Below are 15,998 nucleotides of genomic sequence, written 5' to 3' on the forward strand. Positions count from 1 at the left end.
CAAAATAATCTTCCTTGTTTTTGACTGGAAACTTTGTTTTCTATTGGCATATCTGATATGTAAAATCCATAAGCTTTATGACATATTCATACCATTTTCTTATGGATTTTCAATCCATTTTATCTCCTCAACCCCTCATCCCTTCTCCTCTCCATCACTTCTGACGCACGGACTTACTGGAAACGTGAGCACGACCGTTGTACCAATACCTATCTCGCTCTTTATTTCAAAGACGCCGGACATTAACTCTACAAGCTTTTTGGTGAGAGGCAGACCAAGGCCAGTTCCAGTGTATTTGCGGCTCAGCTTATTATCCACCTGAGCAAATGGTGTCATAGCCATTGCAATGTCCTGAGCTTCCATACCGACTCCTGTGTCTATTATTTCAATGACTATATGGGTATGCTCTTTGTTATACCCAAGCCTAACAGTGATACTGCCATATTCTGGAGTAAATTTAACAGCATTTGACAAAATATTTAGCAAAACTTGCTTCAACCTTTTGCTATCTGCGTTAATTACAATATGGGTATTTTCAGTTTCATCTTTTAGGGTAATTTTTCCTGTCTCTGCTCTTGGTGTAATCATCCGCAATGTCACTTTGACCATTTTTGTCAAATCGACTGGTTCTACAGCCAACTGTAATTTGCCTTCATCTGCTTTTGAAAAATCTAATATGTCTTCTATCAATTCCAACAAGTGCAATCCTGACGTATGAATATCAGTTATAAACTCCTTATATTTCTCATGACCAATTGGACCAAAATTTTCCTTTTCTATGATCTCGGAAAATCCAATAATGGCATTGAGTGGTGTACGTAGTTCATGACTCATATTTGCCAGAAACATAGATTTATCTTTACTTTCGCTCTCTATACTTGCCTTAGCTGCTGCAATATCGGATGCTTTTTCTTCTTGTTGTTCTAGTATTCGTTCAAACCTTCTGATGTATACAAACAGTATGAGTGCAATTGCGCCCCATACAGACAAGACGGTCACAAGCATTAAAATATGTGCACGGTTTATTGCAGTTACTTCGCTTGTAACATCGTAATTGAGCTCCAGCACTCCGGTTGCTTTTGATGAAAGCTCTTCAAACCCTTGAACATTTGCATCCACGCTAATTGGTATCAACACTTTTAAAATTGTGGAGGAATGTTGATCTTTACCATCTGTAAACCTTGCTGTTGTTATATAGCTAGTGTGTCCAGTCTCTTGAACGCTACTTGGAGAAACTCCACTATCCTTTGAGCCAGCTAAAATCCCTTTGACACTGTGCTCAAAAAACACTTTATTGTGTTGCAAGTACACTGCGATCTTTACAAGCTTCCCAAAATCAAAAAACTTTGTTGTTTCGTCTTTGAATGATGCGTATTCATTGTAGGTCGCAACAACTGCAGAGGGCTTATCAGATAGATACCCAACGACTGGGAAATAGCGTCTCCAAATTGTATTTTTGTATACATAGGCCAGTTCTTTTCCATGCTCTTGGTATGGAACGTGGATAACGTTTTGGAGCATGTAGCTTTTAAAATAAAACACGGCGGAGACGAGTAATACTCCGACCAGTATGTAAAGAACTGTAGTACCGTTTCTAAAATGGGAGAACATTATAGACTTTGCTAACCTCTGATACATTTTAGTAGACCAATAAATACGATTATTTCCACTATGGCGTTGATTGCAATCTTTCTTTTTTGTTTCTGTTGATATTTATGGTTGTCAGTTCCACTCTTTACCTACTACTACCTTATCACTCCAGATCTCAGACTTACAATGTTGTGTAGTATCAAAATTATCTAGACTTATCGGCGAAATAGTACTAAGTGAAGTATATATCCACAAACTAATCAAAGTAGACCTATGACAGTAGACAACCAATCATACAACGCATCTCTGTATAAAAATGCTTTAGACTTTCACAGCAAAGGGCGTAAGGGAAAACTGGTGATGGAATCATCTAAACCCGTTAAAAGCCAGGCGGATCTGGTTTTGGCATATTCTCCAGGGGTTGCGGCACCATGCAAAGAGATAGCAGCAGACAAAGCCAAGGTATTTGAGTACACGTCAAAGGGTAACTTTGTTGCCGTCATATCAAATGGCACTGCAGTACTTGGACTTGGCAATATAGGAGCTCTTGCTTCAAAACCTGTGATGGAAGGCAAGGCGGTATTATTTAAAAGTTTCGCTGACATCGATGCGGTTGACATAGAGGTTGACACTATGGATCCAGAGACATTTATCAATGCAGTCAGATACTTGGGACCAAGCTGGGGAGGGATCAATCTGGAGGACATCAAAGCTCCTGAGTGTTTTATCATTGAGAATGCACTTACTCAATTGATGGATATCCCTGTATTTCATGATGATCAGCATGGTACGGCCATAGTAGTCTGTGCAGGCATGATCAATGCGACACATCTTACTCAAAGAAAGCTAACTGATGTTAAAATCGTGATCAATGGAGCGGGTGCTGCAGGTATTGCATGCGCGGATCTACTGCAATCGATGGGCATACCTGGTGATAACATTATATTCTGTGATACACAAGGTGTCATATATAAAGGACGCACCCATGGAATGAACGAGTGGAAGTCGGCCCACGCTACTGACACCAAACATCGTACCTTAAGCGAGGCAATAGTAGGCGCTGACGTATTCATTGGATTATCAACAAAGGGAATATTAACAAAGGAGATGGTATCTTCTATGGCAAAAAATCCGATTATATTTGCCATGGCAAACCCAGAACCTGAAATTACTCCAGACGAAGTAAAAGAAGTTAGGGGCGACGCTATCATTGCCACAGGAAGAGGTGACTATAACAACCAAGTCAACAACGTACTTGGCTTTCCTTACATCTTTAGGGGCACACTAGATGTGAGAGCAAAGGCTATCAACACATCTATGAAACTTGCTGCTGCGAATGCGCTTGCAATGCTTGCGAGAGAGCAAGTCCCGCAAGAAGTGAGAGCTGCTTATAACAACAGGGTTATGGAGTATGGACCTGAATATATCATTCCAGTACCTTTTGATCACAGGTTGATATATACAGTATCTCCTGCGGTCGCCAAGGCAGCGATGGAGACTGGTGTCGCCACTGTTGACATTCAGGATTTCGACGCATATCGTCGGGAGCTTGCTGCAAGACTTGGTCACAGGATATAAAATATAGCAGGATAGAGCTTTGGTGGAGACCATTCTTGATATAGACAACACACTGTAAAGCCATGTCGGTTGCTTTTAGGATTTTGAAGCAAGGCACAAGGGCGAGGACTGGGCTCGTTGAGACCGCCCACGGCATCATCAAAACACCTGCCTTTATGCCTGTTGGTACGGTTGGTTCTGTCAAGGCGATGTTTCCGGAAGATGTCTCAGGTGCTGGAGCCGACATTATATTGTCAAATACCTATCACTTGATGTTGAGGCCAGGAGCAGAAAGAGTCGCCAGGATGGGTGGCCTTCACAAGCTCATGAACTGGCATAAACCCATACTGACAGACTCTGGTGGTTTTCAAGTGATGTCTTTGGCAGGCTTAAGGAAAGTATCGCACCACGGTGTGATTTTCCGCTCGCATATTGACGGTACGAAGTATGAACTAACTCCAGAACGTTCTATGGAAATACAACACTTGCTAGGCAGTACTATTACCATGGCGTTTGACGAGTGCACTTCATATCCTGCTACACATTTGGAAGCACAAAAATCGATGGAACTATCTATGGCATGGGCGGACAGATCGAAGTCTGCGTACATATCGAGATCTGGCTATGGTCTATTTGGTATAGTACAGGGAGGTATGTACGAAGATCTAAGGACTGAATCAGTCAAAATACTAAACAGCATACAGTTTGACGGTTATGCAATAGGTGGTTTAGCTGTAGGGGAGGACAAGGCAACGATGCTAAGGATACTTGATCACACTACATCTCTTATGCGACAGGACAAACCACGTTATTTGATGGGTGTCGGCAAGCCATCTGACATAGTCCAAGCTGTATGTATGGGGGTTGACATGTTTGACTGTGTACTACCTACAAGATCTGGAAGAAACGGCCAAGCTTTTGTAAAAGGGGGTACTATCAACATTAGAAACCAAAAGTATGCTGAAGATGAAACGCGCCTGGATCCGTACTGCAGTTGTTACACCTGCACAAACTACACAAGAGCTTATTTACATCATCTGGTAAAGGCAAAGGAGATACTTGGGGCGATGTTGATGACATTGCACAATGTTAGCTACTACCTTGATCTAATGTCCAAAATAAGAAAAGCAATAGAAGATGACAGCCTGGAAGAGCTCATACGTGATTTCTGAACGCTAGAGCTGCCAATAAACTGATGCTTAAAGCAATCCCTACAGCCCATAATGCGTATGCAAGCGGTCTCTTTTCTGCCATCTCATCTATTTTATTGTACATTCCTATTTTTAGCACATTGAGCGGAATGGTGACTTGTTCTTTCAAAAAATACTGGTCGAAAATATATACTTTTATCTTGTACGTTCCGGTAATAGCACGCTCTGGTATTAAGAAACTGGTACGCAACATATCCAAACCAACTCGTTCTATTTTTGCTATATCGGTTGGATAAAGCTTAATACTTTCCTTATATTTTTGAAAATTCTCTCTAAATCTTGCAATACACTCTTTTTTACACTTGGCAGAGACGACATATGGATATTGAGGATAATGTATTCCAAGTGTGTTTAGTCTCTGTGGTGTTGTAATTTGAGGCAAGTCATTTGTAGATGCTATAAAAAAATACGATGCATCATTTGCAATGTAAAAGCTTCTAGAACTTAGCCACATTCCATTTACACTTTCTTTTTGTCGCACTCTGTATGGTTTATAAGGACCTTCTACAGTGACTATAACTTCATAGCGCTTGTCGACATTACCAAGTAAACTAATCTGTTCTCCGTGGAAATCTGAGTTAAGATACACTTTATCTGTCGACACATGCCAATTTGATTGTTTACTCCAGCCAATGTTTGAATAGGAGAGCAACGCTATCAACGCTATCAGTATCTGTCCATATTTACGTGTCATTTATTTGCTGTATATTCTATGGAATATAGCGATCTGGGCGTTGCAACAATTCCATATGCGACTTGTACACAGAGCAGTACTAGAACTAGGGCCAATAGTATTCTATAATTCTCTGGATGCCATTTAGCGCCTATTCTGACTCCTATTTGAACACCAAACGCAGTGCCCAACATCAAGATGGATGACAGCACTATATCAAGGTTATGAGAGGTCATAGAGTGCAAAATCGTTGCGATTATAGTTGTGAAGACTATTTGAAAGTGTGTAGTACCTGCTGTAAAGGGCTCGGATATTTTAAGAATGTATATCATCGATGGTATGATGATAATACTACCCCCTATACCCATTACTGAGACTACAAATCCTCCACCAAAACCTATAATTAAAGGGGAGAATATACTGATCTCTTCTCTCGCGCTTGGAAAGTGGACTTGGTATGGTAATGCAATGTTGCTTAGTAAAGTTTTTTTATGCTGTTTGGGAGGTGGTTCGTTTTTAAACTTGTAAAACAGCAATACTGCAGCATCTTTAGCAGTGATATATCCTACAGTGCCAAGTATTAATATGAAGCCCACTGAAATTACAGTATCTATTACTCCTACTTCACTGAGTATATCAAAGACCCATACACCTATTGTTGAACCCAGGATTGCACCTACCAACATTAGTGCGCCCAGTTTATAGTCAACCCTTTTTCTTTTTGCGTATGCTATAAAACCTGAAAACGACGCAGCTGTCATTTGATTGATGGATGCAGCCACTGCTACTTGGGATGAGATCCCTATCGCCATGAGTATTGATACTATAAATACTCCACCACTTAAACCAAAAATTCCACCAAGCACACCTATTGCAACTCCAACTGATACCAAGAGCAAGGCATTGATGCTAACTCCAGCGATCGGTAGATACACTTCAAACACTTCAAGCATGCCTATATCTTAAGAACTCATTTAAAATCTTTTATTAGACAAGCCACACTTTCCAGTTTATTTGGCTTTTTCTAAATATTCCAATTCTAAAGTTTTGATTATTATTTGATCTCCTTCGCTGATAAACGGAGGCACCATAATTCTTTTGCCATTCTCAAGAACTGCAGGCTTATATGAAGCGGCTGCGGTTTGACCTTTCACGACGGGTTCACAAGTAGCAACTTTTACAGTTAGAGTCTCTGGCAACGAGGCTGTAACGAGCCTATCCTGGTAATATTCTACTGTTACTTGCAATCCTTCGACTAAAAAATCTGCAAATCCTTCAAAAAAGCTTAATGGTATCGTTATTTGCTCATAGTTATCGACATCCATCACGACCACGGCATCACTTTCGGTGTAGAGGCATTGGCATACTCTTTGTTCAAGCTGAGCTTTTTCCACAAACTCGCTACTACGAAACCTAACGTTATTTTTTGTACCGTAGACTATTTCTTTTAGCTCTACTTGCACGTATGCACCACCTTTACCCGGTTGTGTGTGCATTGTCTTGAGCACAGACCACAACTTGTTATCATGCTCTAGTATATTACCGACTCTAATACTATTTGCGTCAATTTTCATAATGCTTACAAAATTTATAGATTTGATTTAAATAAAATGACAAAACACTCGAGATTACTTCAACTGCGGCTCGACTGGCTTTTGTGCTGGTTGCTCCGCTGGCTTTTCAAAGCCCATTAAAAACTTCCCTATCCTTGAATCCATAAGAATCGTCAAAAAGCTTTTGTCGTTAATCGTGAAGTTATAGTCCTTGAACCCAAAGGCCACGTCAAATTTCAGTGGCTCCCCTGGCTTTAACTCACCATCCTTATGGAGAACAGAGACAGCACTGTAACCGTTTTCTTTAATGTTAGCTACTACCCTCTCGAGATCCATCATCATTTTTTTTCTTCCTTGCATCTCCCTGACCTTGTCAAGCTTCTCAATCAAAGGATAGAACACCTCAATTGCAGCGACTGTCTTCATTACCATAGCATTGGGATCAGATACCACAAAGTTACCTGAAATTTTTCTTGTGTACCGTGAGTGATCCAGCTGTCCATCAATGCTGTGCTCGCCGATCTGAAAATGCAGCGGAACAACAGTGTAGCCCAACAGGGTGTTGTAGCTGCCTTTTACATCAAGTACATAGGTCGTACCGAAGAAGTCAAGCAACGGCTCTAAATCCTTTGTAGTGATAAGGTCTGTTGTACTCTCCATACCTTGATTCTTGATACTACCTGAGGCCACCTTCAGCAATCCTTTTAAGAGAGCTTCCCTCTGGGTTTGATTAGCAATACGTTCTTGATTATAACTACATTCATTCATCAACTCCCAGGAGATATTATGAGCTCCATCATTTACAAAGCTGACTTTATACTTGGCAAAAGCTCCACTGGATGTCATATTATAGGATATGTCCACAAGGTATTTGTCTTGTAGCGCTATCACTTTCATGACGTGTACATCTAACTTTTCTGGAGTTGCCAGCATATCAACCAAAACCTTTGGAATCTCTGCTACTATTGACAAATTCATGTTCGATTGTCCAAAGAAACTGTCCACATACTGTGTGCCATTCTCCTCTAATGCAGATAGTCCAGTAGCACCCAACCTCCTTAAGATCCTAGAGTAATACGAGACTGAATCCATTCCATTTGTGTCACCTTTATAGCTAATTTTATAGCCACCAGTGTCAGTTTTCTTACCGCTAATAGTTATACTTGAACTGTCAGCTTTGTATATTTTACTATTATCGCTTTCAAAGTATATGGAATACGGACCTTCCATTTTAAAGGTAACATCTAGGTCAGGTAGGGGGGTCACTGGCTGAGTTAACACCGCCGCATCAAACTCAATGATTCCAGATGGCTTATCGACGTATGCATTGAGTCCACCCAATTGTATCTTAGCCTTTTCACCGCTCGTCTTTAGTGTCACCTTTTGAGTCAAGGGGTTATAGCTTCCTTGCAAACCTTCAACTTGGACTTTACCAACTCCAGTTTCTTCAAAGAAGGTAGTCTCTCCCATTGAGAACCTAAACAAGTATTTATCAACCTGCAATGAAGATGCGTCAGTTTTGACAATTTGACGGACTATAGCTTGTTCAGGATTTCCAAAAATATCCTCTTTTAAACATTTTTCAAATCTATTTGCCAGTAGAACCCAGACCACTGCGATCGGCACGATCACCAATGATACTGCGATTGATATTTTTTTCATACTTTTGCTAAAGTTTTTGAAAGCTGGCTGAAGTATAGCTCAAAAACACCGGTACCGCAACACCAATGAAATCACATACTATATTTTGTGTGATGGAATCTTAGAGCTTATCTGCAAATATGAGATATGTTAGTGTGTATGCTCTATCACTCCACGCAACTCTTCCTTTGTCGCTCCCACACTCTCCTCCTCTGCCACTCTCCGTCATCTCTCCTTTGTCGTTCCTGCACCTCCCTTTTGCCATGCCGCTCCTCCTGCATCATCCCCCCTCCTCCTGCATCATCCCCGTTCCTCCTTTGTCATACCCTCTCCTCCTGCGTCATACCCGCTCCTCCTGGGTCATACCCGTGAAAACGGGTATCCATCTTCCTTTGCCAACAACTTAACAGGCAACTATTGCCCGAATTCTTTTCATTTCAATTAATTTGCGGACATGCTCTTATACAAATTCTCATTTTAAATGATTCAAAAATGTTGCCAATTTCTCTTAATTCATTATGATTCAAATCAAAATACACTTTAACCACGAATAATTTGTATGCTTACAATCATTTGCCAAACAATCCTAAGCTTTAGCAATGAAATTGCGATTATACCGATTATGATTTTGGGCTACATTGCATTGAGCCACAAAGTTTTCTTTCATGGTATATGCCTTTTGCTGTTGAGCATGTTACTCAATTTATCATTAAAAAACATATTTCAGGTTCCATTACTGGAACATCTTGGTAAGGCAGGTTTTGCATTTCCAAGTGGTCATATGCAGTCCTGCGTTGTTTTTTATGGCTGGTTGATGCTTAATTCAAGAAGCGTAGTCGTCAAACTTCTCACTATACTTCTATTAGTCGGCGTAGGGTTTAGTTTGGTGTACATGGGGTACCATACTTACTTTGACATACTAGGCGCTATCTTTTTTGGTAGCATCTTGGTATTGGTGTACATGGCGCTTGATGACATTACCAAACGGATGGTGTTTTTACTAGTTTTGAGCACCTTAATACTTCTACATATAAACGGCATTGGCATGATGACTGCATATGTATGGAAGGTGTATCTTGCAATCATATTTACCGTAGTTGGGCAGCAGCTATTTGACAAGGAGTCTACAACAAACGGTGTAGTAGGCAAGATAGTTGGTATATTCACTTGTTTTGGTATTGTGTTAACAATTCACATACTACTCAACACGTCTAAAATCACATCATGTCTGCCTGAATTTATGAAACAGCTAGAGTGGGCCATGATCGGGTTTTCCATTCCTTTATCTGCACGAATAGGCTCGTATACCAAATTTCAGATTAAATAAGGCAACTGGATTTGAGGATGAGGCTGCGTAAGCCTATTGAAATAACTGCACAGAGGCGAGTTTCACAAAATCCGTTTTGAATCATTTAAAATGGGCATTGGCATCATCGCTCTTAATGCCACCAGAGACTTCCCATCTGTCACTCCAGTACTCCTCCTCTGCCACTCTCCGGCATCTCTCCTTTGCCACTTTCCCATGCCCGGCGGCCCCTTTTGTCACTCCGTCACCTCTCCTTTGTCGTTCCTGCACCTCCCTTTGGCCATGCCCGCTCCCCTTTTTTTCATACCCGTGAAGACGGATATCCACACCCCGCTTCAATTGACACTCCGTTCTTTCTCGCTCCAGCACTCCTCATCTGTCATCACTTGCAAAAGCGTGCATTGGTACTCAGGCCTTTAATGTCACTATTTCCTAAATTTTGCAGAAAACATTTAAGATTGTCGCTTCACCTCCTTCGCCCATCTATAGCAACGGGCCACTAAATCATTGTTCTTTTGTATTAAACAAAGGCTCCAATATCTTACCAACGATCCACTTAATGTGTTTTCTATCTGCTTCTTCTGCATTAGCATTCGTGGTAATCATAAGACCGTTAAACATGCCGTAAGCAATGTTCGTCGTGTTAGTCCAGACTATATCACCGGTCTCATTGTCCACGATGCCTATAGTCATAGAAAACGTGTCAGATTGATCGGTGAATCGTATACCAGTCAGGACCTGCAGCGCTATGCCAGAGACTCTCGCACCGTTTGTCTGGGAACTCATTTGATAGTCACATATCACCAAATACTTTTTGCCTTCAGCAAATTTTATGGTGCTCTGTCCGATATTGCTTTTGATACTAAACGCAGCTTCCACAGGCATTAAATACTGCGAGTATAGTTCAGGCATCTTAGAAGCGTAATTTTCTTTCAGTCGCAAAAACTGAGCAGACAACTTCTCTTGATGCAGATAGCCCTTTGACAAGACGTCTACTTGATAACCCTTCTCCTTGAAAGCACTTCTGACTTCATCTGTTATGATGTTTTCAATGTACTCTTCGTACTCGTACATGCGCTGTTCATTTCCTCCAAACAGACTTGTTGTTTTGACAACAGACTCTGTTGGAAGCACATTTACTCCAGATGTAACCAGGTCTCTCTTATTAAAGCTGGACTGCCTACGCTCGGTTGTTTGGGGAGCAACACAACCAACTACAAGGGTGAGAGCACTTAGAATAACAACAAGGTGAAGAACACGCATCTTAGACATACCACGACTACTTGCTAAACCGTCAGAATCACAAACCATGTCTTCTCTCTCCAAAGTACCAGTACTACTTAGCTATGACCCTAGCACGTTTAGGAGACAGAATGATGTAGACACCCTGACCGACATTTATCAATTGATCTTTGCCCTGTATTATAGTGATCAGACCGGTAGCCTTTGCCGCTGCAATTGCGTTGCGCATAACAGCACTACCCTCGTAATACCCATCACTAATTTGGGATCTATCAACCTTTACAACGTATTCCATTCCATCTGCTTGGCTCAGTTTACTCTCCACAATGGAACCAACTATAGCGCCAGCTATAGCTCCGGCAGCTATCATTGCTGCTTGTCCTCCTCCTCCACCTGCGTTGCTACCTGCAACGCCTCCAAAGACACCTCCCGCTACCATACCAAGTGTACTGTCAGACAATTTGTCTGATTCCTTAACTATAATAGGCCTAGAAGCTATCACTTGACCTTCAAGGGTCAGGTTGAGAGAGCTATCACTGGTATATACATTGCTTGACAAGTCCCTTGCACAACCTGTAAAAAGCAAGGATACCACCAAACAAACGCTAAGTGCTTTTAATTTCATATGGACTGGTACACTATGTGAAATATATAACTTGTCGAAGTTGTACCACCCATTGTATAACTTGTCTACAACACAATTTACATCAACTAATATTTCAACAATCCAGTCACGCAACATCACATATGGATCGTCGTTCCCACATTCAGAAGTATACCAAACAGGATTTCCTGTGTATGAGAAAAGCAGGGGTCTACAGTGCATCCGTACTTGACTTCATCACAGATTACGTTCATCCAGGAACGACTACTGACACGCTCAATACCCTATGTCATGACAAAATCGTATCGGATGGATATGTTCCGGCCCCACTAAATTACAAAGGATATCCAAAGTCCATTTGTACTTCTATCAATCACGTCATATGTCATGGCATTCCCAGCAATAGGAAACTTGAAGACGGTGATATACTTAACATTGACGTCACGGTCATAGTGGATGGTTGGTATGGTGACACAAGCCGTATGTACTACGTCGGTAAAGCTCCAACAAAAGCTAGGCGGCTATGCGAAGTCACTTATGACGCGATGATGCTTGCCATAGATCAAGTACGACCAGGTGTTGGGTTGGCCGTCATAGGGAAAACGATACAAGAATACGTGGAACAGTATGGATTTTCTGTTGTTAGAGATTTTTGTGGCCACGGCATTGGCAAGGAGTTTCACATGCCTCCAAACGTTGTTCACTATTATGAACCGTCCTTTAACCCTACATTAGAGGAAGGAATGTGCTTTACTATTGAGCCCATGATCAACGCAGGTAAACCGGACGTCATAGTACTGCAGGACAAGTGGACTGCTGTCACAAGGGATCGCTCGTTATCAGCACAATTTGAACATACTATTGGAGTCACCAGCACGGGCAGAGAGATCTTTACAATCTCTCCAAAAGGCTATACACGCCCTCCATACTGATTTTGAGAGATAACTTTGACAGGTATATTTTGTTTTATAAGAGCTTTGTACATTCTTCTTAGAAGCGGTGTAATGTATCACTGCATAGTACTGCAGTTCGTTGAAAACGACACAGAAGACGTCATAAAAACAAAATGCGCGGAGAAGCTTAAACAGGTGCTATGCGACTTAGGCCCTGTCTTTATTAAATTTGGACAAATTGTATCGACGAGAGCAGATGCGGTAGGCAACATTTTTTCTGAATCTTTGGCAAAACTTCAAAATCAAGTTGAACCCTTTAGCTTTCGTGAAGTAGATAAAATTATCAAACACGAGTTTGGTAAGGATGTGGAACATATGTATGCCACTTTTGATACGGAGCCGATTGCTGCAGCTTCAGTAGCACAGGTACACCGCGCCACCATTTTTAACGGTGAGAAAGTTGCTGTCAAGATACTTAGACCCAACATAGGGAAGATGGTGGCTATGGATATAAGGCTATTGAGGTTGCTCATCAAAATGATGTCACTATGTTCCAGTACCTTTAGAAAGCTACAGCTTGAGGAAGGAATCGACACATTACAGCAAGTCATGGCGATAGAGTTAAACTTGATGTTAGAAGCCGCATCTGCCGATCAATTACGAGAGAACCTGGTTGATGACTGCCATATCTATATACCCAAAATATACTGGGCACTCACTAGTAAACAGGTTATGACACAAGAGCTAGTAGAAGGTACCGATATTTTGGATCGAGAAAGGTTAAGGGCTTTAGGTTACAACTGCGAGTATTTAGCAAAGAACCTAGCCGTATCATTTTTCAATCAAGTATATAGAGATGGTTTTTTTCACGCAGATATTCACCCTGGAAATATACTCATCAGTGGTACTGGTCAACTCACTTTCGTAGATTTTGGTATCATGGGTATGCTAAGTCAGAGCGATAGAGTACTAGTTGCCAAAATACTTTATTGCTTTATTACAAGGGATTATAAAACCCTAGCAGACATACATCTAGAAAACGACCTGATCTCTAAACAATCTTCGCCTGAGTTATTTGCACTAGCCTGCAGAAGCATTGGGGAACCTATAATGACTCTTCCTGCTCATAAATTGTCTATTGGAACGCTTTTGAGGCAGTTATTTGAAGTCACAAGGAACTTTGGTGTAGAAGTACAACCTAGGTTCCTGCTTCTGCAAAAGACTCTGATAACCATAGAAGGGACTGCGGCGATACTCTCACCCAATGTCAATATGTGGGAACTAGCCGAACCTTGGATCAAGGAGTGGGCGAGAACACATTTGGGGATATCAGGACGTTTGAAGGGTTATGAGAAGGCGGCAATGCAGATTTTATGTGACACGAAACAAAGCTTACAACTATTACCCTCTTTTCTGGAGAAACTGGATCGGCAGATATCGTCCAACAAACAATACAGCATTATTAACAACCTAGTGGTTAAGCTTTTCTTATGCTTAGGGTTATTGTTATTGGCGTATTATTTGCTTTGAACAGTTTGTACTAATTTCAAAAACACGCTCAAAGACGTTATCGGGACTTTAGGGCATTGGGAGACTCCCTGTTCCCGCTCCTCCCCACGCACCCCTCTTTTGCCATTTCCGCTTCTTCCTGTGCCGCTCCCTCCTGTGTCATGCCCGCCCCCCTTTGTCATGCCCGTAAAAACTGGCATCCACCTACCTTTGCCAACAAAATTCAGCATTACTTTAATGATTTGCCATATCTTTGATCGCCGCCCGTGCTAGCGAGTCTGCAAGCTCATTATAGTAATCCCCGTTGTGGCCCTTGACCCAGTACCATTCTACCATTAAGGACTGATTCAACTGATCCAATCTCTGCCATAAATCGATATTTTTGATAGCACAATTGTTTAGCCCCTTCTTTTTCCAGTTTTCCAACCATACAGTGATGCCTTTTTGTAAATACAAACTATCAGTATAAACTTTTATAGGCATATTTCTCCGTACTGCTTCCAATCCTTTTATTGCGGCTGTCATTTCCATACGATTGTTAGTGGTTGACTTTTCAAAGCCTGAGAGTTCTTTTTTCTTATCACGCCACACCAAGATGCTCGCCCACCCCCCTGGTCCAGGATTGTGACTACAAGCTCCGTCACAATGAATTTCTACATGATTCATTTATTAGTTTTAGTTTGTATTATATTTCCACAACAGTTATACATCTAAATACTGGAGTATTCAAAAGTATTTCACCTTGACAACACAAGCATCTCCCATCTTTTCATGACAACATATTCAAAGCACTCGCTACACTTTATTTTGACGATCGTGACTATTATTACACTGTCGTGTACCTACTGTTCAATGGTGTCAGCAAAAAATGGGGATGAGCAAGGTTACTCTGTGGAATTTCTGAAAGATGTCATGAAGACCATACGAAGCAATTATGTTAAGGAAGTGAGCGAATCAATGTTGGTGGAGTATGCCATCAATGGAATGGTTCGCTCCCTGGATCCACATTGCGATTTCTTTAATAAGGAGCACTTTCAGGAGGTCAAGATATCAACAGAGGGAGAATTTAATGGTATAGGCGTTGTGATGGGTATGGATCGGAATATGGGCAAGGTGCTGTATGTACATGAAGATGGACCAGCCTATCATTCTGGAATAAAGGCAGGAGACTACATTACCACGATCAACGGCACACCTACAAAATCCATCACAAAGGCTACTTTATTAAATCAACTAAAATCAAACTCATTAAAATCAGTACACATAACTGTGTACAGGGAGAGAACGCGACAAACACTTCAGTTTAACATCACGCCAAGGAAGATCGTTATTAAGCCGGTGAAGCATAGGATGCTTGGGGACGATGTTGGCTATATCAAGATTTCATCGTTTAACAAGAAGTCCTTTGATATGACGCAACAAGCACTTAAGACTTTATTAAATCCTGAAGCAAAGCGATCTACAGAAAGCATTCCCCCTACAAAAATGAACTATAGCATGAAGGGCATCATACTGGATCTACGTTCAAACTCTGGAGGGTTGTTGGAGCAGGCAACGGACATAGCAGATCTTTTTTTAAAAAGCGGAGATATAGTCAAAGTTGAAGGCAATAACTCAAGTAAACGAAAAGTGATCAAGGCAACGGATGTTGACATTACAAATGGTTTACCTCTTGTTGTACTCATCAACAAGGAAACAGCTTCCGCGGCAGAAATACTGGCAGGGGCACTGCAAGACAACAAGAGGGGGCTAGTGATTGGAGAGAAGTCGTTTGGCAAGGGATCTGTCCAAAGCATTATACAACTTAACAACGACACTGCCATCAAATTAACCACTGACATGTACTACACACCGTCTGGACGCTCTATACAGGCTACAGGGATTGTACCTGACATACATGTATCTCCTGCAACAATTCAGCCTATAGAGCAAAAGTCGTCACAGATCAGTTCAGAAGCGGACTTAATAGGGCATTTACCATCTCGACAAGCGCTTCCAGAGAAGGACACGACTGGTTCAACTGATCAAGGGGCGTACATTAGTACAGACATTGACAAGTATCAGAACGACTTTCAGTTATTAAGAGCTGTGGATCTGGTAAAAGGAATGGCACTATACCAAAGCAAAATGGAGCCTACAGCTTAACCAATTCCCACACTTTTGTATTATACCAAATTTCAGACTTACAATTCCCGCAAAAGCGGGAATCCCTTTGCAAT

16 protein-coding genes and 1 pseudogene are annotated in these 15,998 nt (G+C 41.4%); 6 read left to right on the forward strand and 11 right to left on the reverse strand.

What is annotated here, in order from left to right:
- Nucleotides 1-135: 135 nt before the first annotated feature.
- Nucleotides 136-1,611: a sensor histidine kinase gene (locus EDM53_RS04040; protein ID WP_207215471.1), complete on the reverse strand. Its 1,476-nt coding sequence runs from the start codon at nucleotides 1,609-1,611 to the stop codon at nucleotides 136-138.
- Nucleotides 1,612-1,863: 252 nt separating this feature from the next.
- Between EDM53_RS04040 and EDM53_RS04045 the strand changes: the two are divergent.
- Nucleotides 1,864-3,153 (forward strand): annotated as a pseudogene (locus EDM53_RS04045) (malic enzyme-like NAD(P)-binding protein); the annotation flags it as partial.
- A 77-nt stretch (nucleotides 3,154-3,230) separates the two neighbouring features.
- Nucleotides 3,231-4,319 carry a tRNA guanosine(34) transglycosylase Tgt gene (gene tgt / locus EDM53_RS04050; RefSeq protein ID WP_130122391.1) on the forward strand — a complete coding sequence of 363 codons (1,089 nt, stop codon included), beginning with the start codon at nucleotides 3,231-3,233 and terminating at the stop codon, nucleotides 4,317-4,319.
- On the opposite strand, the gene EDM53_RS04055 is transcribed toward tgt, so the two are convergent.
- The 5 genes from EDM53_RS04055 to EDM53_RS06215 form a co-directional block, all read right to left on the reverse strand.
- Nucleotides 4,303-5,052, reverse strand: coding sequence for a TIGR02186 family protein (locus EDM53_RS04055; protein ID WP_130122392.1), 750 nt, complete (start codon nucleotides 5,050-5,052; stop codon nucleotides 4,303-4,305). The two genes, tgt and EDM53_RS04055, sit on opposite strands and share 17 nt — an antisense overlap.
- Nucleotides 5,049-5,984, reverse strand: a complete 936-nt coding sequence (locus tag EDM53_RS04060; RefSeq protein ID WP_130122393.1) for a sulfite exporter TauE/SafE family protein — start codon at nucleotides 5,982-5,984, stop codon at nucleotides 5,049-5,051. The genes EDM53_RS04055 and EDM53_RS04060 overlap by 4 nt, the downstream gene beginning before the upstream one ends.
- A gap of 57 nt (nucleotides 5,985-6,041) precedes the next feature.
- Nucleotides 6,042-6,605 carry an elongation factor P gene (efp, locus tag EDM53_RS04065; protein WP_130122394.1) on the reverse strand — a complete coding sequence of 188 codons (564 nt, stop codon included), beginning with the start codon at nucleotides 6,603-6,605 and terminating at the stop codon, nucleotides 6,042-6,044.
- Between the two features lie 54 nt (nucleotides 6,606-6,659).
- Nucleotides 6,660-8,246, reverse strand: coding sequence for a hypothetical protein (locus EDM53_RS04070; RefSeq protein WP_130122395.1), 1,587 nt, complete (start codon nucleotides 8,244-8,246; stop codon nucleotides 6,660-6,662).
- Between the two features lie 100 nt (nucleotides 8,247-8,346).
- Nucleotides 8,347-8,490, reverse strand: a complete 144-nt coding sequence (locus EDM53_RS06215) for a hypothetical protein (RefSeq protein WP_165379636.1) — start codon at nucleotides 8,488-8,490, stop codon at nucleotides 8,347-8,349.
- 294 nt (nucleotides 8,491-8,784) lie between these two features.
- Between EDM53_RS06215 and EDM53_RS04075 the strand changes: the two genes are divergently transcribed.
- A complete protein-coding gene (locus tag EDM53_RS04075) occupies nucleotides 8,785-9,552 on the forward strand; it encodes a phosphatase PAP2 family protein (protein ID WP_130122396.1) in 768 nt (255 codons plus the stop codon).
- Between the two features lie 81 nt (nucleotides 9,553-9,633).
- On the opposite strand, the gene EDM53_RS04080 is transcribed toward EDM53_RS04075, so the two are convergent.
- From EDM53_RS04080 to EDM53_RS06220, 3 genes are all read right to left on the reverse strand, one after another.
- Complete coding sequence (locus EDM53_RS04080) at nucleotides 9,634-9,900, reverse strand: hypothetical protein (RefSeq protein ID WP_130122397.1); 267 nt, start codon at nucleotides 9,898-9,900, stop codon at nucleotides 9,634-9,636.
- A 135-nt stretch (nucleotides 9,901-10,035) separates the two neighbouring features.
- A complete protein-coding gene (locus tag EDM53_RS04085; protein ID WP_130122398.1) occupies nucleotides 10,036-10,842 on the reverse strand; it encodes a hypothetical protein in 807 nt (268 codons plus the stop codon).
- Between the two features lie 25 nt (nucleotides 10,843-10,867).
- A complete protein-coding gene (locus EDM53_RS06220) occupies nucleotides 10,868-11,398 on the reverse strand; it encodes a hypothetical protein (RefSeq protein ID WP_165379637.1) in 531 nt (176 codons plus the stop codon).
- A gap of 122 nt (nucleotides 11,399-11,520) precedes the next feature.
- Between EDM53_RS06220 and map the strand changes: the two genes are divergently transcribed.
- Together map and EDM53_RS04105 are read left to right on the forward strand one after the other, a co-directional pair.
- Nucleotides 11,521-12,309, forward strand: coding sequence for a type I methionyl aminopeptidase (map, locus tag EDM53_RS04100; protein WP_130122400.1), 789 nt, complete (start codon nucleotides 11,521-11,523; stop codon nucleotides 12,307-12,309).
- Between the two features lie 15 nt (nucleotides 12,310-12,324).
- A complete protein-coding gene (locus EDM53_RS04105) occupies nucleotides 12,325-13,800 on the forward strand; it encodes an ABC1 kinase family protein (RefSeq protein WP_130122401.1) in 1,476 nt (491 codons plus the stop codon).
- On the opposite strand, the gene EDM53_RS04110 is transcribed toward EDM53_RS04105, so the two are convergent.
- Nucleotides 13,788-13,979 carry a hypothetical protein gene (locus EDM53_RS04110; protein ID WP_130122402.1) on the reverse strand — a complete coding sequence of 64 codons (192 nt, stop codon included), beginning with the start codon at nucleotides 13,977-13,979 and terminating at the stop codon, nucleotides 13,788-13,790. The two genes, EDM53_RS04105 and EDM53_RS04110, sit on opposite strands and share 13 nt — an antisense overlap.
- A gap of 34 nt (nucleotides 13,980-14,013) precedes the next feature.
- The gene (gene rnhA, locus EDM53_RS04115) at nucleotides 14,014-14,445 is read right to left on the reverse strand and encodes a ribonuclease HI (RefSeq protein WP_130122403.1); all 432 of its coding nucleotides are present in this window, start codon (nucleotides 14,443-14,445) and stop codon (nucleotides 14,014-14,016) included.
- 105 nt (nucleotides 14,446-14,550) lie between these two features.
- On the opposite strand from rnhA, the gene EDM53_RS04120 reads away from it, so the two are divergent.
- Entirely contained in the window at nucleotides 14,551-15,924 is a 1,374-nt protein-coding gene (locus tag EDM53_RS04120; RefSeq protein ID WP_130122404.1) for a S41 family peptidase, read from the forward strand.
- Nucleotides 15,925-15,998: the final 74 nt, after the last annotated feature.

Source organism: Rickettsiales endosymbiont of Peranema trichophorum (assembly GCF_004210275.1).
Classification (GTDB): Bacteria; Pseudomonadota; Alphaproteobacteria; order Rickettsiales; family Midichloriaceae; genus RICK02.